Genomic DNA, 19,188 nt, shown 5'->3' with positions numbered 1-19,188 from the left:
TTTAAAAATGTCAGCGATTTAAAATCGCTGACATTTTATTATTACTCCATTGGTTCGTCATCAGAACAATCTGCGCCTGTACAACAATCCGGCGCATCTGCACATCCTGTTTCATAAGCTGGTTCCACTTGGGTACCACCTTTTATTGCTGCTAAATTGCTTAATTCTTCTTTTCTGAATTTTTCCAATCCTAATGATTCTAATTTCATAGTTACTTTTTTTTGTTATTAATAGTGATTTTAAATTGTCAAAAAAATACCGAAAAATTTTCCTTTAAACTGCTACGTCGACTTAGCATATATCCAAGAATAAAAGCAAGATATTTTTGATCAAAGAAAAGCAAAATATCATAAAAAGAAAAAATATTCGTACTGTTTTTTAAAAAAAACAAATATTAATTTTACTTTTATCCCAAAATATTATCCAATAAAACATTTTGCGGTTCCGTCGTATCTGTCAGAATCAAATATAAGAATTTAGGTAATTTAAAAGTTAGCCGGCCAATTTACAGAATGATTTAAACATAGTTATCCCTGATCTAACCATCTGATTCTTTCTGAGCATATGCACAACTTCAATTCCGCTCAATGTTCGTTTGGCCGATTCAAAACTTTTAAAACCTAGTCCATTTTGGATACGCATTTTATAAAACGATGGTCCTGCTCTACAATATTGTTGAGATATTTGTATTGCCTAATTTATCTACCGCCCTGTATAAATAACACCAAATACCTTTTACTTTGATATAGGTTTCATCCAATCTCCACCTCGCCCCCACTCTGACTTTTCTCTTCTTCATCTCTGATTCAATCAAAGGTGCAAACTTATAAACCCAGCGCTGAATCGTGGCATGATCCACAAGCACTCCTATAATCTTCATTATTTCTTCAACATCACGGTAACTAAGTGTAAATCTTAATTTGAAATATACTGACTGAAGAATTATTTGTTTTGGATAGCAATTACCTTTAGTATTAATTTTTTGATCGGTTTAAAATTCTAAAGATAAAAGTTATTCCCAGATGCGACAGAACCTTATTTGCGATCTAAGCGACTATTAGTTTATTCTTTGAGCCTTTGAAACATCTTATTTATTCTGTTTTTTCTTTTAACCCAAACTCGGTGCAATAAGTAAATTTGAACAGGAATAACAAGAGAAATAAAACTTAAGGAGACAAGTTTTTCATTGGTTAATGATATAGTTGAAATAAAATAGCCCAAAAGCATTAGAATTGCAAATACTCGTGTAGCAATAGAAATAACAGCATAGTTTTTAATTTTGATTAAGTAATTTTTTAATGATTCCAAAATGGTTTCTCCATTACTACATCAAAAATGTTATAGTAATTACTTGTCTTAGAATTGTGGCAAAATCGCAGCACATCAGTATTTGGAAAATGAAAAACCAGCTAAATCAAGGTTAAAGAAGTCTAGTTTCGAATATGAATAAGCATTTTATTTTCGTTCTTTTTTCTGATTAACAGGTTCGAGTACTGTTCCCGCTACTAAGAAAAATTAAAAGCCGGAAAATATAGATTTCTCGGCTTTTTTTATGGTTCGATAAATCTTATAATATTTCTTATCAAATATAAAAAGCCTGTATTCTAGTAAAATTGGTTCGAGTCCCCTTATGTCAACTAAGACAAGCTTCAGAGAAATCTGAAGCTTTTTTTGTTATAAGTATTTTTTAATTTTTTCAAGAATACAAATTGCAAATCTGTATAATCAGGATTATTTGTAATTTAATTCTACCATTTCTTTTATTTTTAAATTTATAAAGTAAAAAAATGTTTTCACATTAAAATAATACATATCTTTATGATATCAATTTAATATCATTTAAATATTACTCATTATGAAAACAGAAAAAGTTTTAATACCCTTTAATGGCTATTTGGTTATTGTCATTCTATTACTATCAATCACTGTAGCCTTTTATGGCTTTATCTCAAACAACATGATATTAGCAGTGATTGCACTTCTGCTATTTGTTGTTTTAACAAAGGGTTTTATTGTAATAGGTCCCAACAGCTCAAAAGTCTTATTGTTATTTGGAGATTATAAAGGAAGTATTAAACAAAGTGGTTTATTTTGGGTAAATCCACTTTATAATAAAACTAGTTTATCTTTGCGTGCAAGAAACTTTGAAAGCGAAAAAATTAAGGTTAATGATAAAATGGGGAATCCTATTTTAATTAGTGTTATATTAGTTTGGAAAGTTAAAGATACATTTAAGTCTACGTTTGAAGTTGACAACTATGAGACATTCATTAGAATCCAAACGGATTCAGCTGTTCGAAAACTGGCAGGTTCTTTTCCATACGACCATTTTGAAGATGAGAGAGCAACCGTAACATTAAGTACTAATTTTGACGATGTTAACATAGCTCTTGAACACGAAGTTACGCAACGATTAGAAATTGCCGGAATAGAAGTAATAGAGTCAAGGATTGGATATCTAGCCTATGCTCCTGAAATTGCTCATTCGATGTTACGACGACAACAAGCGTCGGCCGTCGTTGCTGCACGTCATAAAATTGTAGAAGGTGCAGTCGGTATGGTTGAAAGTGCTTTAAAACTATTAGCAGATAAAGAAATTATAGAATTTGATGAAGATAGAAAAGCAACAATGGTAAGTAATTTAATGGTAGTACTTTGTGGTGATAGTGAAACTAAACCTGTAATAAATACCGGTACTTTAAATCAATAAAAAGATGTCTGAAAAAAAGTCATTTGCATTAAGAATTGATTCAGAAACGATGAAAGCAATTGAAAAATGGGCTAATGATGAATTTCGTAGTGTCAATGGTCAGATTGAGTGGATGCTTAACAATAGTCTAAAGAATGCAAAGAGACTAAAGGAAAAAAATGAACAAAAAAAATAAAAGCATAGAATGATTATATAAACCAGAGAACTGCCGTTAAGCTGTTTTTTTTAATAGTCATTTGCTAAATTCTCAATTTTTTCAAATCATCAATAAAATGATTCAAGAATTGTCTTTTTAGGGCTACAAGAATAAGGTAAGCCTGAGAAATATAGATTTCTCAGGCTTTTTTGTGATTCGAAAATCTTGTTTCATTTTAAAAAGAACACAACTATCAGTGTTTTCAAGGAAAATTGGTTCGAGTACTTTTAAGTTCTTTTGGAGTGCGATCCCAAATACAAGACCAACTTCCCATTAAGCCAATTGCTAAAATCCGTTGTAGCTATTGGCGGTTCGGTTATTTTTAGTCAAAATTATGATTTCAATCCTATTTTTAAGTTTCTGCCTTTCACGCTTCTATTTGCAAAATCCAATATTTAAATTCCAATGTTAAATTTCTAATTTTTGCTTTATTATAGATAAACTGTTGCAACTCCTAATAATGCAATGATGCAAAAAGATAGAAAAGCTAGTCTTATTGATTGTTTACATAAAATATACATTTCGTAAAGTTTCACATCTTTTAAATTCTCAAAATCTTCATTCTTCGAAAGCAATCCTATATCAACGATTTCGCCTATGTCAGCTGAAATTCCATAATCAAAAACATATTTTTGGAATAAATCAGGAAGCGTTTTTTTAAGAGCTCTACTAAAATCTTCTAATTTATCACGAAAATTAAACATAAAAACGGGAAAAGTTGGAACTCCAAAAATAATTGGGGCAAAATTTTTAATAGGTTTTGGAAAAATAAATAACCAAATTATGCTAATTACAAGTATCGAATAAAAATATATTTGAATTTTGGTTGATTTACTCATTCGATATTTAGTATTTTAAATTCCATTTTTACTTTTCGGATTTCGTGTGCAAAGAAAATTAATGCTACCAGAGTGTTTTCTTCGTAAGTTCAGCTTCAACTGACCGCCAACACTCTAGTAATCAGTGGGTTTTAAACTAAATTAAGCCCATTATTCGGATTTGCCACCCGAGCGTAGCGAATAGACGAAGTAAATCATCCTAAATACAAAACCAACTTTCCATTAAGTCAATTGCCCAAATCTGTTGTAGCTGTTATGGGCAGGCAGAATTGTCTTCATTTTTCTTCAAACAACTTATCGTAATATTTTAAAATTCAGATGCTCATGCTATAATACTATAATAATCATCCATAAGCTGGTTGGATGTTTGACTGCTTCCCGCTCGCTACTAAGTAAGTTTCAGAGAAATCTGGATTTTTTTTTGTTTTACACTACTTCTTTTGCTAAGTTTTTTAACTTGAGTTAAAAAAAGCGGCTGCGAAGTAAGTAAACATTTACACATCTTTCCAAAAGAACTCTTCGGTGAGGAGAGTCAAGAATTGAAGAATTTAAAACCAATCAACAATAAAAAAATAGAAAAGTACCCAAGTTCCTATAAAAAAAAGTCCAAGGTACATGTTATTTAAGTTTTTGTTTAAATCTTTTTTGACTATAAGTCGATATAAAATCCAACCTAAGAAAGCGACCGTCAAACCTATTACCATTAAAATTCTAGACATAACTTAATTTTTTTTTGACAGTGTGCATTGCTTCTGTCTTTGGTTAGGTAATATTTTTATTTGCTACTAAAGTTTCGTATTATGCACTTTAGTACATTTAAGTAAATATATAAATTTAGATGACGTTTACAGATACAAATTTCAAATTTTGCAAAATCTTATTTAATAATTACTGTAATGATTTGGGATAAAAAATAAACAAAAAAATGACTCTTATCAATAACTAATTTAAAATGGAGTGGATACGTTTTTTGCCGCAAAAAGTTAAGACGTGTTTAAAGATATTTCACATATTTAAGTTTTGTGACAGAATCGTGGCAAATGGTATTTGGAGTTGATACCTTATTTGCGACTAAAAGCTTAGGCAGTGTTTATCTGAAGCAGTAAAAAATGATGATATATTGCCTAAAATTTCTGACTGGCAGCTAATTTTATTCCTGCTAATTTTAACAGCATGAAAAATACGAGGAGAACCTTTACTTTAAGCTTTAAGATTCTGGTCGCTTCCATGAGCATCCACTGCGGAAGAGTCTGTGACGTGGCAAGAGAACTCAACATCAGTACAAGTAACCTTAAGCACTGGAAGAAGCTTTACCAAGAAGGCAGATTTACCATAAAGAAAACTTCAGCTGAAATTACCCATAAAAATGAGCTGCAGAAGCTTCGGAAACAGATATGAGAATTAGAAATTGAAAGGGACATCCTAAAAAAGGCTCAAAATATCTTCTCCAAGAGCGGCGGGTGAAATATGAATTCATCAGAGAAAATGCTGAAATATTTCCTGTCGAGAAGATGTGCCGGATTTTTCAGATTCACAAAAGCAGTTTCTTTCGATGGAGGAAAAGAACACCCACTGCAAAGTCAGTGCGGAAAGCCCATATAATAAAAGAAATTATAAGAATTTACCACTGGAGCCAAAGCCGATACGGAAGCCCGAGAATTGCTAAAGAATTAGATTCCATCGGGATAAAAGTTTCCAGAAAATTTGTCGGGCAGATTATGAAGGAAAACCATCTAAGAAGCATTGCAAAATCTAAATATAAAAAGACTACAAGCCCACCCCGTAATAACAGATCAGCAGAAAACAGATTAGAACAGATTTTTAAGGCAGCCAGAAGAAACGAAATCTGGGTTTCTGATATAACCTACATCGAAACAGATGAAGGCTGGATCTATCTCACTGTGGTGATAGACCTTTTTGACCGTAAAGTGATCGGTTGGTCAATCAGCGAAACAATGAGCGCAAAAGATACCAGCATCGCCTCTTTAACGAAAGCTCTTTTAAATCGTCCATTGCAGAACAATCAGGAACTACTCTTCACTCAGACCAAGGAAAGCAATATGCCTGCCGTGAGTTTATTGCTTTATTAGCCACAAATAAAATAACCCAAAGCATGAGCCGAAAAGGAAACTGCTATGATAACGCGATAGCAGAAAGCTTCTTCAAGACATTAAAGGTAGAACTGGTATACCAAAATAAATATAAGACTAAAGAGAAAGCAGAAAAATCAATAACCGATTATATAGAGAACTTTTACAACACCTGCAGAAGACATTCTGCACTCGGAAACTTAACGATCGAAGAGTTTCAGAATCAGCAGGCAATTAAATAATAGCTTTTCTTATGATGCTAGAGTTAAACTGGGTGCACAATCGATGCATTTAGATTTAACAAGAACTTATAATACTGTATTAAAACAATTTGAAGGATCAAGTTCGAAACATTACTAAATTCAAGTTGGGATGTATTCTTAATCAATTTCTACAAACAATTATAGATTTATTTTTTAGGGATGTTTGTGGCCTCCTACTATCATTTGATTTAAAATACCGATTCGGGATGATATTGCAATGAAATAAATGCAAAAACCTCCATTAAGAATGGAGGTTTTTAGTATTGAATTAATTATAACCGTTGAAATTTATTTAAAAAGTGATATTGTATCTGCCAGGTTCTCTCTAGTTATAAATGCTTTTATAAATTCCTGAACTTCACTTTTTGTTTCATCCGGGGTTTCAAATGAGTTGATATGAAATTCATCGTCCTGATCTAGAATATGTATAATTTCTGTATATCCCTTAGAAATTAAACTTCCCTTTAGTCTAATTATATTCAACTGTTGCTGGCTATTCAAATCCTTTCGGACTTTTAGTTTTATAGCTTTTTCCATCACAGATATTTTAAAATTAATAAAGACCTAATTCACATCAAATGTAGATATTTTTTATTTTTTGCTCTGTTAAAAAACAACTCCTTTTTATTTATTATTTAAAAATATTCATTTCCTCTTTATAAACAGGACTTCCTATATTCAAAAAATTTAAAACACTATGAAATACATGATTTTGCGATAATGTTTTATTAGGCTTGAGTTTTTTTGAATTATCAGATACCCATACTATAAAAGGTATTTCATATTGTTCCTTGGGCGCAAAACTAATAGGAACTCCATGCATATATAGATTTTTTTCTCCTAAAGATTCCCCATGATCGGAAACAAAAATCATCGCACTTTTATACTCTTTTAACTGTTTTAGATCTTCAATTACTTTCGATAGAATATAATCCGTGTAAACAATAGTATTATCATAAGCATTGAGTAGTTCTTCCCGAGAACATTTTCCCAGTTCAACACTATTGCATACAGGTTTAAAGTTCTCAAATCGAGGCGGATATTTCTTACTGTAGGTTGGCCCGTGACTGGTACTTGTGTGCAGTATTATCAATATTTTATTTTTTTTACTGGCTAGTATCTGCTCTTTTAGTCCTGTTAAAAGCACTTCATCATAATTACATCCTTCGCCTTTGCAATCCTTCTTTAAAACATCCCGGTTTTGATATTTTTCTATATGTACAGGAGGCTCTCCCCAATTTGTAGTTCTCCAGATAACTTCTACATTATTTCGATATAAATAATTCGGCAGGATTTCATATAAATCATCACTATTGGTAGGTTCTAAAATACATTTTACACCAGCCGTGGTATAGGTAGCAAATGAAGTGGCGTTAAAATGAAATAAATTTTGAGTTTTAGAAAGCAGTGGATTCGTGCTTTTCTTATAACCATATAAAGAGAAATTCTGGCTTCTTGCAGATTCTCCAATCACTAAAACAACAACCGACTTCTGATTGTCTTTTATTACAGCATTGGGCAATAAAATTTCTTTTTCATTTTTTTTATATTTATGAATATAAAAAAGTGATGTATTTACTGAATATGACCAGGGCATTGCAAGGCCTCCCAGTTGTTTTGAATTTTTATCAATCCACAGCCAGTTGCTTGCATTTGCAAACACTAAAACGGCAACAAATAATAAGGTAAGCGAAGAGATGGTAAAAAATTTCTTTACTGTTACATTTATAATTTTAGCCTTAATAATATAAACACTTGGAATTACACCCAGCAGGATTATATAGACTATTAATTTAAAGGAAAAAAAGCTGCTCGACTCTTCCAAATTGGTATTAAGTATATTACCAACCATGCTTTCGTCTATGATAACACTATAGGTATTGATAAAATAAACTGCAATTGAATTGATTATAAAGAATAATACCAATAAAAATTTTCCAACATAACGAGACAGAAAAAATATCAGGTAAAAAACAAAAGCATTTAAAACCAACATTAAAATTACCAAACTGGCAACCAAAATTATACCGTTGAAACTTTTATAATCTACGTTATTAAAAACATAGGTGTAAAATGGTAAATGAAAGAACAAAAAAGTCAAAAAACTCATCAGCAAAACAAAATGAGTTATTCTTAAATTATTTTTTAACATAAACAGTAATGATTTTATAAAGTGAAACGGCTAAGCTAACAAATGCAAAATAAAAGATTATTAAATTTTCATGAATTATTCTGCAGATTAATGAAATACAGCAAATTACAAACAACAAAATAAAAATAGGATAGTACTTTTTATTATTAATCCAAGCCCAAATTTTATATTTTCGGCTAATAAAAATACCTAAAAGCCCTGAAATATATCCGATAATACTCCCTGTAATAACATCCAGTGGATAGTGTGCTCCTATGCCTACCCTTGTAAAAACAATAATTAATCCTGCAGTAATTATTAAAAGAGTCCATAAAATTTTAGATTTCAATTCTTTGGGCATAAGGGCAAACAATAAAACGGTAAGTATGGTGAAAACTGTAATGGAGTGCCCGGATGGTAAACTATTATGTCCGCATAATGCTTTTCCGACGATAATAATAGTATCATTATTAAAGACTGCATCAGGTCTTGGAACTGCAAATACACTTTTTAGCGGACAAGTGAGCAGTATGGAAACCAGTAGAGATGATAATAAAGCTTCCCATATTTTAGGAACATAGAGAATCAAAATACTGAAAAACGATAAAAAAATGAGCGCATCTCCTAATTGGGTAAGGTTATATTCAAGATTTGGATATTGTCCTAAATGAGAATTGATAAAAAAGAAACTACTTTTTTGAATTTGTATATATTTATCAGTGCATAAAGCGCCTTTACTATACAAAAATAAAACAATAGCTATTAAGAGAAACAGAGGTAAAAAAAACAGAGATGGTTTAATTCTTGAATAATTATTAATGACAATTGTGTTCATTGGAGTAGTTGATTTATTTAAAACCAAAACTCTTGTTGAACTTTGAATAAATTCTGAATTCCAGATACCCAATTACTTTATTTACAATTAATTAATATTGCTTAACTTATTTTATCATTAAGTTCTATTTTTTATCCATCAATAGAATAGCAATATTTTTAAATGCTGTTTTTTTTAATTTATTTACACAGAAAGAAATCCATTTTACTTCTAAGAATTTTAAAAGATTTCAATACATTAATCGCTTTTATTTTAAAATAAGGCATCAACAGAACTACCTGATCATAGAATGTAAAAAAGTCACTATAAAGCAGAACAATTGCCAAAAAGCACATCAATGCTATTTTATAGTATAGATTTTTTTCTCTACATTTATTAGGTAAAAAACTAAATATTCAATTTTCCTTCAAAATTCATAACTAAATTTAGACCATGAAAATTTTAATTATAGAAGATGAGCTGGAAATTGCTCAAAGCATCAAAAATTATTTTAAGACTAATGGTATTCAATGCGAAACAGCAGAAAGCTATAATTTGGCATTGAATAAAATTGATTCTTATGATTATGACTGCATACTTCTGGATCTTATGCTGCCTGACGGTGACGGATTTGATATATTAAGGGAACTCAAAAGAAAAAACAAAACAGATGGTGTCATTGTGGTTTCTGCTAAAGAAACGCTTGAAACACGTTTGGAAGGATTCAATCTTGGTGCAGATGATTATCTTACCAAACCTTTTCATCTAGCCGAACTTTTGGTTAGAATGCAGGCGTTAATCCGCCGCAAGAATTTTAAAGGTAGTAACAGCATTATATTCAATGAAATTGTAATTGAAATTCTCTCTAAAACTGTCAGTGTAAATGACCAGAAATTAGATATTACCAAAAAAGAACTTGATTTGTTATTGTTTCTAATAGGCAATCAGGATAAAGTGTTATCAAAAGCTGCAATTGCCGAACATCTTTCCGGAGATATGGCAGATATGCTCGATAATCATGACTTTATTTATGCACACATCAAAAATCTCAAAAAGAAACTAACTCAGGCAGGAAGCGGCGATTATATTAAAACAGTTTATGGACTTGGATATAAATGGGAAAATGAATAATAAAAAACTGCTTAACAAAACGACAAACAGCTTTCTTGCCTATGCTATCATCATTTTATTGATAGCGGCACCATTATTTTATTTCATAAGCCAACAGCTTTATATTTATGAAACTGATGAAGTACTGCATTTTCATAAAGGTGCTTTTGTCAAGGAAAGCCATAAGGATTTTACACAGACTGATATTGATTTATGGAACAAATACAATCATGAAGTAATGATTGTTTCTGATATGGGTGTCAGGAGCGATTCTATAGTTGGTAAAATGCTCTATGATTCTATTGCAAAAGAACAGGAACCTTTTCGCGTACTCTATGCTCCCGTGAATATAAATGGAAAAAGATATACTTATACGGAGAGGATAAATTTATTGGAAATGGAAGGAATGGTCTTTAGCATTGCCGGCATGTTTCTATTTATCATTATTGTACTCCTGATTGGAATTATCTGGATCTCAAAAGCCACTGCCGCTAAAATCTGGAGCCCTTTTTATAATACGCTGAATCAGATTCAGGATTTTGAAATCGATAAAAATAAACCACCACATTTCATTGCGACTGATATTGACGAATTTGACCGCCTAAATAAAAGTCTTGTAAGGCTTATCGAGAAAAACACAGCTATATACAAGAGTCAGAGAGAGTTTGTTGAAAATGCCGCCCATGAGCTTCAGACACCTTTAGCATTATTCCAAAATAAAATTGATACCCTGAGTCAGCTCAATTTGAATGAAGAACAATCTTCTCTGGTTGCGTCTTTAAATACGGATGTATCAAGGTTAAACAGGCTTAATAAAAACTTGTTGTTACTCTCTAAAATTGACAACGAGAGTTTCCTTGACAAAAATACTATTGTACTTAATGACTATCTTAAAAAACATTTAGATTTTTTTACAGAACAGGCCAATGCTAAAAACTTAACGATTATCACTGAATTTACCTCTACTTTAAGTGTAACAGGAAATCCAGCCCTTACTGAGGTACTGATTAATAATTTGTTTTTAAATGCGGTTCGTCACAATGAAAAAAATGGAAAAATCATTATTACAACCCTAGAGAATGAATTAATATTTTTAAACAGCGGTCAAAATACTCCTTTGAAAATTGAAAAACTTTTTAATCGATTTTCAAAAACTAATCCCTCTTCGCAGGGAAACGGCCTTGGTCTGGCAATAATCAAAAAAATAACGGAACTTAATCGTTGGGAAATAAGCTATACTTTCGATAATAATTTACATAGTTTCAGCGTCAAATTCTAAAAAATTCAAACTTCCTACAGATTCATATTTAAACTTTGTACTAGATTTTTTATCCATTAAAAAAAATAGTACTTATGAAAAATTCAATCCTAACATGTTTAGTCCTGCTTTTTTCTTCCTTTGCCATAGCGCAGCGCGTAAGTGAAAAAGACATCCCTAACATTGTAAAATCGACCTTTTTACTATCCTATCCTGACCAGACCAATGTGAAGTGGGAAAAGGAAAAAGAAAATTATGAAGCCAGTTTTACCATTGGTAAAACAGATCGCTCCATGCTTGTAGATTCTAATGGTAACATCATAGAAACTGAAGAAGAAATCAGCGTAAAAAAACTTCCGGCCAAAGCCTTGGCTTACATCAAACAAAATTACAAAAACATAAAGATCAAAGAAGCTGCGATAATAACGGACGCCCAAGGCATCGTTACTTTTGAGGCTCAGGTGACTTCTATTGACCTGATTTTTGACAAACAAGGAACTTATATTAAAAGCATAGCCGATTAAAACCTATACAAATGAAATTAAAGATAATTTTGGTGCTCTCATTCTTTGTAATAAAAATTTTTAACGTAACAGCACAAAACAACTCCGTAACACTATCAGGATTAATTAAAGACAAAACTTCTAAGGCCCCCCTGCCCTATGTAAACATAGTTTTAAAATCAGCCAAGGACCAAAAATTTCTTTTTGGGACTGTTACAGCTGAAGACGGACGTTTTAATTTGGCAGCCGTTCCTTCCGGAAACTATTTATTGGAAATTACTGCCACAGGCTACAAACTAAAACTGCAAAAAGTATTTGTAGGTACGCTATCAGATTTCCTGGACTTGAATACCATTGATCTTGAAGAAGATATTAATGCCTTGTCTGAAGTTGTAGTAACTTCAAAAACTTCCGAGATAAGTGCAAAAATGGATAAAAAAGTATTTTCCGTAGCCGAGAATATTACCCAAAGCGGCGGTTCTGTACTGCAATCTATGCAAAATCTTCCGGGTGTTACCATAAATGACGGAAAAGTACAATTAAGAGGAAATGATAAAGTAATGGTGTTAATTGATGGAAAACAGACTGCTCTGACAGGTTTTGGAAATCAATCCGGTTTGGATAATATTCCGGCTTCGGCAATTGAAAAAATCGAAATTATCAATAATCCTTCTGCTAAATTTGATGCGAACGGAAACGCAGGAATCATCAATATCATTTACAAGAAAAACAAACAGGAAGGATTGAACGGAAAAGTAGGAATCAGTTCCGGATATGGGGCATTATGGGAACGTAAAGCAAATTTACCTGCCATACGTCCGCAATATCAGATGACGCCAAAAATGAACCCTTCGTTGTCGTTAAATTATCGCAAGAATAAAATAAACGCTTACCTTCAGGCAGATTATTTATATACGGAAACGCTTAACAAAAATGAATTTGTAACCCGAACTTATGAGGATGGAACTATCATCAATCAGCAAACGGTGCGAAACCGCGATACTCATTTTACAACACTTAAATCTGGTATAGACTGGAATTATAACGAACATAATACATTTGCTTTTTCAGGGCTTTTTGGAAGTGAAAAAATTATTGATAACGGAGACGAGCCTTTTTTTAATCAAGATTATTCAGAGCGTTTACGTCTTTGGCGTTTTCTTGAAGATGAGCTTAAAACAACTGTTATGGCCAGCGCTTCTTACGAACATAAGTTTAAAGAAGCAGGACATAAATTAAATGCCGGAATTAATTATACCTATCACAGAGAAGATGAAAAATATTTCTTTACCAATATTTTACCAACTTATACGCGACAAGATTCTTTTAAATTACTTTCTGATGAAAAAGTGATTGATATTAATCTTGATTATGTTCAGCCATTGAAATATGGTCGTTTTGAAACCGGTTTTAAATTCAGAAACAGAGAAATCCCTACCAATATGCAATTTTTTGCTGGACAGAATTCCCCAATTGATGCCAATGCCGGGGGATGGGCAAATTATAAAGAAATTATTCCCGCCCTATATTCTAATTATATCTACGAAACCAATAAAATTGAGGCGGAACTTGGACTTCGTTATGAATATGTAAAATTACAATATGATGTAAACCCAGATCATCCTACTTATAAAAGCAATGATTATCATTATACTGAACCTTTTCCGAGCATTCGTTTTGGATATAAAATAAATGATAAAGATAAAATCACCGCTTTTTATAACCGTAGAGTCGACAGGCCAAGCGAAGTTGATATTCGTATTTTTCCTAAATATGATGATGCTGAAATCATTAAAGTGGGAAATCCGGCTCTTCGCCCTCAATTTACCAGTGCTTTCGAAATTGGTTATAAAAAGAATCTTGAAAAAGGATATTTTACTGCTTCTCTTTATTACAGGGTAATCAACGGAACCATAACACGCATCGCTACAACAGTTCCCGGAAGCACATTAATTTATAATGTATTTCAAAATGCCGATGAAAGCAGTTCTTTCGGAGTTGAAGCTGTTTATTCTAAAGAAATTACTTCGTGGTATTCTTTCAATATCAACGGAAATCTGTATAAAAACACCATAGATGCTTTTACCGTTACCAATTTATACCCTGTACCAAGCACTTATTATGGCGAAAGTCAGGAAATGGTTTCCGGAAATGCAAAATGGAACAATACTTTACAATTTGATAAAACACTAAAAGGTCAGCTTTCTGTTATTTATCTCGCTCCGGATATTATTCCGCAGGGAAAAGTTGGTTCAAGATTTTCTGTTGATTTAGGATTAAAAAAGACGGTTCAAAAAGGAAAAGGAGAGGTTTTTCTAAATGCTACCGATATTTTTAATACATTAGTCCTACAAAAAAATATAAAAGGACAAGATTTTAGCTATATAAGTAAAGATTATTACGAAACGCAAGTAGTCCGATTTGGCTACAGTTATAAGTTTTAATTTTCTTAATAAGACGAAAATTCAGTTTTAATTCAGAATTGAGTTGTAAACTTTGCGCCACAATATTAAGAAAATATGAAGAAACATTTACCAAAATTTGGCAGATATTCACTGCTGTTCCATTTTATGATCTGGTTTTTAATCATGTCACAAATCTTACGATTTACTTTCTTTATATGGCAATATGACGAAGTTACGTGGAATATTATTGATTTAATCAGGACTCTTTTTACAGGTTTATTTTTTGATATTGGTACAATTACTTTTATATCACTGGCAGGAATTGTTTATTATACTATAATGCCTAACAGATTTATAGGAACCTTATTAGATAAAATATTGGTCTGCTTTTTTACGGCATTAACCACATTTATACTTGTGTTTACCTTTTTTGCTGAATTAACATTCTGGGATGAATTTAAAACCAGGTTCAATTTTATTGCTGTAGATTACTTAATTTATACACATGAGGTTGTGGCCAATATTGAGCAATCATATCCTTTGCCGTTATTAATTGGAGGTGTATTATTATTAACAGCTGTTTTTCTTTTCATTTTTCACAAAAGAAAAGCTTTTACTGATACTTTTAGTTCTAAAGCTGGTTTAAAAACAAGAATTGTTGTACTGAGCTGTGCTTTGGCTATTGCTTTATTTTTTGGTTCTTTTATCCATAATTATCAGGCAGAATGGTCATCAAACCGTTATAACTCTGAAATTTCTAAATCAGGAATTTATTCATTTTTTGCTGCCTTTAGAAACAACCAAATGAAGTATGTTGATTTCTATACTTCGATAGATAATGATAAAGCCTTTGGAATTATAAAAGAGAAACTTAAAAATCCAAATGCACGTTATAATTCTATGGGATATTCGATCCACAGAACTATTACCGACAGTACCCCATCATTAGAAAACAAAAATGTTGTATTTGTGCTTGTAGAAAGCCTTAGCGGAAGCTTCCTGAAAGAATTTGGAAACAAAGAAAACATTACGCCTTTTATGGATAGTCTGGCCCAGAAAAGTATTTTCTTTAATGATCTTTATGCAACCGGAACCAGAACTGTGCGTGGTATGGAAGCTGTAACACTTTGCATACCGCCAACTCCAGGACAGTCAATTGTAAAACGACCAGAAAACCAGAATCTTTATACGGTTTGCAGTGTTTTTAAATCGAGAGCTTATGATTGTAATTTCTTTTACGGCGGTGACGGTTATTTTGATAATATGAACGCTTATTTTGGCGGAAATGGCTTTACCATTTATGATCGCGGACGCGGAAGTGTTTTAAGTGATAAGATCAAAACAACACGAAATAATATCAATGATAACGAAGTAACGTTTGAAAATGCATGGGGAATTTGTGATGAAGATATTTTTAATAAAATGCTTAAAGTTGCTGATGCTCAATACAAAGACAGTAAGCCTTTCTTTAATTTTGTAATGACAACCTCAAACCACAGACCTTTTACTTATCCCGAAGGAAAAATTGATATTCCGTCAGGAACGAGCCGTGAAGGTGCTGTAAAATATACCGATTTTGCTTTAAGACAATTGTTCAAAAAAGCAAGTACGAAACCCTGGTTTAAAAATACGGTATTTGTTATCATTGCTGATCATTGTGCGAGCAGTGCAGGAAAAGATGAAATTGATGTTGCCAATTATCATATTCCAGCTTTTATTGTAAACTTATCAGAACAATACAATCAGAAAATAATGAAACAATGTTCTCAAATTGATCTTTGGCCCACTTTGTTTTCTATTTTTCACTGGAATTATGAATCTGATTTTTTTGGGAAAAACGTTTTAGCTTCAAAATTTGAAGAACGGGCTCTTATGGGAACGTATCGCAAACTTGTTTTGATGAAAAAAGAAAAAGTTATGATTCTTTCTGATCAGAAAAAACAGGCTTTTTACACTTGGAACAAAAGTGATAACAGCTTAAAATCAATACCAATGAATCAGTCCTTTTTGGATGAAACCATTTCGTGGTATCAAACTGCTGATTACCTTTTTACAAATAAACTTTTAAAATAAATAATGACTTATATTCATTTTATTATTAATCCAATTTCAGGAAGTGGCAAACATAACCTTGCCGCTTCTTATATTCTTCAGCATTTTCCAGCCTCAGAATATCAAATTGCAGTGGATTATACCAATCATAAAACGCATGCTGTCGAATTAACAAAAGCAGCAGTAAAACAGAATCCTGATTATATTGTAGCTTGTGGCGGAGATGGTACGATTAATGAAGTTGCCTCTTGTTTAGTAAACACCAGAATTATTTTGGGAATTATTCCCGTAGGATCAGGAAATGGTCTTGCATCTAACTTAAATATTCCAAGAAATTTTAAAAAAGCTATTGACATTATCAAAAAAGGGAAAACAACTTTTATGGATGTTGGAAAAATAAATGATTTTTATTTTTTCAGCAATATGGGAATTGGTATTGATGCTTTAATTATAAAAAAATACGAACGTTCCGGTAACAGAACATTATCTTCTTATGTAAAAGCTGCTCTATCGTCAAGTTTTCAATATAAGGCCAAACAGGCAATTATATCATTTGAGGATCAGAAGATAGAAGTGAATCCGTTTATGCTCTTTATCTCTAATTCAAACGAAATGGGATATAATATGAGCTTAACGCCAAAAGCAAGCCTTAGTGATGGACTGTTAGATATGGTAATTATCCCGGAATTGTCTTTTATCGAAAAACTCTTATTGGGATTTAATGTGCTTCGAAATACAATTGAAAAATTCAAAAAAGCAAAACATTATTTAGTAAATGAAGTGCACATCAAAATGCCCCAAAAGATCTATATAGACGCACAGATCGATGGTGAACAGTACAATATAAAAACTAACATCATAAATGTACGCATCTTGCCCAAAGCTTTGAAGGTACTGGTTTAATTTATCTCTGAATAAATCCTGATTCAGGATTTATTCAGAGCTTTTTTTGAATCATTCCAGTAAAATACGGTCCATTTCTAGTATGTACAAATTTTTGTTGAACTTGATTTTAGTATCAATTCCAATGCTGCCGTCACCGTAAGGTTCATATTTTTTACAATTGGAAACCGAAAAAAGCCCAACTACAGGTATATGAACCGATTTTGCTAAATGCATAATACCGCTGTCGGCACCAATAAAAATTGCCGTATTAGCTATTACCGAACCTATCTCACGAATGTCTTTACTGTAAAAACTGGTAGCCTTAAATCGAATTTGAGAAGCATTTTCCAAAGGCAGGATTTCAATAATATTATAATCCCGCTCATATTTTCTTTTTAACAGCTCATAAAAATCATTCCACCATAACTCCGAATAACATTTATCACTTGTTGCATAAGTAAATATGGCAATTGTCTTTTTTTGGTTTTCAAATTTTCCGTTAAGAATTTTTCTACCCTGATTGATTTCTTCCTTACTTAATTCAAGATCGATAGTAGCAACTGGATTAGAATTTATGCTAATACCCAAAGCTTTTAGATATTCCCTGAAATTGTAGACCGGATATTTCGCTATATGATGATAATCGTCTTGCTTTACCTCATCATCATTTATAGTATCACCATAAAATTTATAAGCTGCTTGAGAGATTTCTACAGCTAATCTGCCTGATGAAGAATCCTTGTCTACATTTAGCACCATATCGTATTTTTTGCGCTTAATGTTTAACCATACTCCTAAATACGCAAAAAGGTGATTAAAAGGCTTTTTTGGAAGTACAATGATTTCTCCAATCTGCGGATAATTTTTTAAAATAATCGGCATTAAACCTCCTTTTACAAAAAGATCAATCCTGGCATTGGGAAAAGTACTACTGACTTCTTTAATTAAAGGCGTAATAAGCAGAAGATTTCCTAATCTGCCATTTGGCCGGCAAATTAGTATTTTTTTTATCTGAGCAGGATCTTCAATACTCTTTGAAGAAACTTTAGAGGTGCTCATATTTTTGGTAAAAAAACGCATAATACTTCTTCTTATACTATTTATATTTTTCGAAATTTTCATTTTGCAATAAGGTTTTAAATGCTAAGGTTATAGCTTGTGGTATTTTATCTATTGTCTAAAAAATCAAATAATTAAATCTTTTAAAACTGTACAACCATTCCGCCGCCAAATTGTTTTCCGTTATAAAACGGCATCAACATTGAGGTAACTTTATTTTCTTTTGAAGGGAAAATGCTGTTTTTTACATAAGGAAAAAGCCAGTAAGCTGCCTTGGTACTTAATATTCCAATCCCAGCTCCGGCAGCTACATCAGTAAGCCAGTGTCTGTTATTATACATTCTGAAAAGCCCTGTTCCAGTCGCTACTATATAGCCGCTGATTCCGTACCAAATTGATTTGTCTTTGTACTCCTGCCAAAGAAATTCGGCACCGGCAAAAGCATTTGCGGTATGCCCGGAAGGAAATGAATTATAAGATGTGCCATCTGGCCTTTCTACGTGTGTAATCTTTTTTAAGGCAAAAACCGTAGTACTCATCATAAGATAAGAAGTAGCCAAAATGATCGATCTGTCCTTAAGATTGTTTTTACCTTTTATACCCATCGCATTAAGCGCATATACGGAGGCTGCGGGAGCATATTGAGAGAAATCATCAATAGTGATTTTGTTATCAATATCCTCTTTTACCTCATCCCGAATTTGAGAATTAAAGCCCTTAAGCCAGTCACTTTCCAAACCGATAAAACCGTAACCAATCAATACGCCTGGAATAATTAACTGTTTGTAATTAAACTTTAAATTGTGCACAGTATCTTTAACCATAAGAGTATCTGCCACATGTTTTTGTACCTGAACTACTGTGTCTTTAACA

At 32.1% G+C, this 19,188-nt stretch carries 17 protein-coding genes and 2 pseudogenes; 11 read left to right on the top strand and 8 right to left on the bottom strand.

Annotated elements, in window-relative coordinates; translation table 11 throughout:
• Window positions 1–41: 41 nt before the first annotated feature.
• Together EAH81_RS27365 and EAH81_RS06125 are read right to left on the bottom strand one after the other, a co-directional pair.
• A complete protein-coding gene (locus EAH81_RS27365; protein WP_161595786.1) occupies window positions 42–209 on the bottom strand; it encodes a hypothetical protein in 168 nt (55 codons plus the stop codon).
• Between the two features lie 283 nt (window positions 210–492).
• Window positions 493–979, bottom strand: a pseudogene (locus EAH81_RS06125) (IS6 family transposase).
• Between the two features lie 876 nt (window positions 980–1,855).
• On the opposite strand from EAH81_RS06125, the gene EAH81_RS06120 reads away from it, so the two are divergent.
• Both EAH81_RS06120 and EAH81_RS06115 read left to right on the top strand, forming a co-directional pair.
• On the top strand, window positions 1,856–2,710 hold the full coding sequence (locus EAH81_RS06120; RefSeq protein ID WP_140504867.1) for an SPFH domain-containing protein: 855 nt from the start codon (window positions 1,856–1,858) through the stop codon (window positions 2,708–2,710).
• A gap of 4 nt (window positions 2,711–2,714) precedes the next feature.
• A complete protein-coding gene (locus tag EAH81_RS06115) occupies window positions 2,715–2,885 on the top strand; it encodes an Arc family DNA binding domain-containing protein (protein ID WP_089352030.1) in 171 nt (56 codons plus the stop codon).
• A gap of 452 nt (window positions 2,886–3,337) precedes the next feature.
• On the opposite strand, the gene EAH81_RS06110 is transcribed toward EAH81_RS06115, so the two are convergent.
• A complete protein-coding gene (locus EAH81_RS06110) occupies window positions 3,338–3,745 on the bottom strand; it encodes a hypothetical protein (RefSeq protein WP_140504865.1) in 408 nt (135 codons plus the stop codon).
• Between the two features lie 1,173 nt (window positions 3,746–4,918).
• Here EAH81_RS06110 and EAH81_RS06105 point away from each other — a divergent pair.
• From EAH81_RS06105 to EAH81_RS27360, 3 genes and pseudogenes are all read left to right on the top strand, one after another.
• Entirely contained in the window at window positions 4,919–5,143 is a 225-nt protein-coding gene (locus EAH81_RS06105) for a transposase (RefSeq protein WP_140504863.1), read from the top strand.
• Between the two features lie 38 nt (window positions 5,144–5,181).
• Window positions 5,182–5,835: pseudogene (locus EAH81_RS06100) on the top strand (IS3 family transposase); the annotation flags it as partial.
• Complete coding sequence (locus EAH81_RS27360) at window positions 5,757–6,077, top strand: integrase core domain-containing protein (protein ID WP_262711755.1); 321 nt, start codon at window positions 5,757–5,759, stop codon at window positions 6,075–6,077. The pseudogene EAH81_RS06100 and the gene EAH81_RS27360, both read left to right, overlap by 79 nt.
• Before the next feature lie 309 nt (window positions 6,078–6,386).
• Here the strand turns inward: EAH81_RS27360 and EAH81_RS06090 are convergent, their stop codons facing one another.
• The 3 genes from EAH81_RS06090 to EAH81_RS06080 all read right to left on the bottom strand — a co-directional run bounded on the left by EAH81_RS06090 (window position 6,387) and on the right by EAH81_RS06080 (window position 9,064).
• Window positions 6,387–6,635 (bottom strand): hypothetical protein, encoded by a 249-nt coding sequence (locus tag EAH81_RS06090; protein ID WP_140504857.1) that lies wholly within the window; start codon window positions 6,633–6,635, stop codon window positions 6,387–6,389.
• Between the two features lie 94 nt (window positions 6,636–6,729).
• Window positions 6,730–8,250: a phosphoethanolamine--lipid A transferase EptA gene (gene eptA, locus EAH81_RS06085; RefSeq protein ID WP_140504855.1), complete on the bottom strand. Its 1,521-nt coding sequence runs from the start codon at window positions 8,248–8,250 to the stop codon at window positions 6,730–6,732.
• Window positions 8,237–9,064, bottom strand: a complete 828-nt coding sequence (locus EAH81_RS06080; RefSeq protein WP_140504853.1) for a phosphatase PAP2 family protein — start codon at window positions 9,062–9,064, stop codon at window positions 8,237–8,239. The genes eptA and EAH81_RS06080 overlap by 14 nt, the downstream gene beginning before the upstream one ends.
• Before the next feature lie 432 nt (window positions 9,065–9,496).
• On the opposite strand from EAH81_RS06080, the gene EAH81_RS06075 reads away from it, so the two are divergent.
• The 6 genes from EAH81_RS06075 to EAH81_RS06050 all read left to right on the top strand — a co-directional run bounded on the left by EAH81_RS06075 (window position 9,497) and on the right by EAH81_RS06050 (window position 17,274).
• Window positions 9,497–10,174, top strand: a complete 678-nt coding sequence (locus tag EAH81_RS06075) for a response regulator transcription factor (protein ID WP_140504851.1) — start codon at window positions 9,497–9,499, stop codon at window positions 10,172–10,174.
• Entirely contained in the window at window positions 10,167–11,432 is a 1,266-nt protein-coding gene (locus EAH81_RS06070) for a sensor histidine kinase (RefSeq protein WP_140504849.1), read from the top strand. The genes EAH81_RS06075 and EAH81_RS06070 overlap by 8 nt, the downstream gene beginning before the upstream one ends.
• Before the next feature lie 74 nt (window positions 11,433–11,506).
• On the top strand, window positions 11,507–11,935 hold the full coding sequence (locus EAH81_RS06065) for a PepSY-like domain-containing protein (RefSeq protein WP_140504847.1): 429 nt from the start codon (window positions 11,507–11,509) through the stop codon (window positions 11,933–11,935).
• Window positions 11,936–11,946: 11 nt separating this feature from the next.
• A complete protein-coding gene (locus tag EAH81_RS06060) occupies window positions 11,947–14,358 on the top strand; it encodes a TonB-dependent receptor domain-containing protein (protein ID WP_140504845.1) in 2,412 nt (803 codons plus the stop codon).
• Between the two features lie 144 nt (window positions 14,359–14,502).
• Window positions 14,503–16,392, top strand: a complete 1,890-nt coding sequence (locus EAH81_RS06055; RefSeq protein WP_241676520.1) for an LTA synthase family protein — start codon at window positions 14,503–14,505, stop codon at window positions 16,390–16,392.
• 3 nt (window positions 16,393–16,395) lie between these two features.
• Entirely contained in the window at window positions 16,396–17,274 is an 879-nt protein-coding gene (locus EAH81_RS06050; RefSeq protein ID WP_140504841.1) for a diacylglycerol/lipid kinase family protein, read from the top strand.
• Window positions 17,275–17,325: 51 nt separating this feature from the next.
• Here the strand turns inward: EAH81_RS06050 and EAH81_RS06045 are convergent, their stop codons facing one another.
• Window positions 17,326–18,315 (bottom strand): glycosyltransferase family 9 protein, encoded by a 990-nt coding sequence (locus EAH81_RS06045; protein ID WP_241676519.1) that lies wholly within the window; start codon window positions 18,313–18,315, stop codon window positions 17,326–17,328.
• A gap of 143 nt (window positions 18,316–18,458) precedes the next feature.
• The gene (locus EAH81_RS06040) at window positions 18,459–19,139 is read right to left on the bottom strand and encodes a phosphatase PAP2 family protein (protein ID WP_241676522.1); all 681 of its coding nucleotides are present in this window, start codon (window positions 19,137–19,139) and stop codon (window positions 18,459–18,461) included.
• Window positions 19,140–19,188: the final 49 nt, after the last annotated feature.

Origin of the sequence: Flavobacterium pectinovorum, from assembly GCF_006438875.1 — a bacterium.
Classification (GTDB): domain Bacteria; phylum Bacteroidota; class Bacteroidia; order Flavobacteriales; family Flavobacteriaceae; genus Flavobacterium; species Flavobacterium pectinovorum_A.
This window is presented reverse-complemented; position numbering and strand designations above follow the sequence as displayed.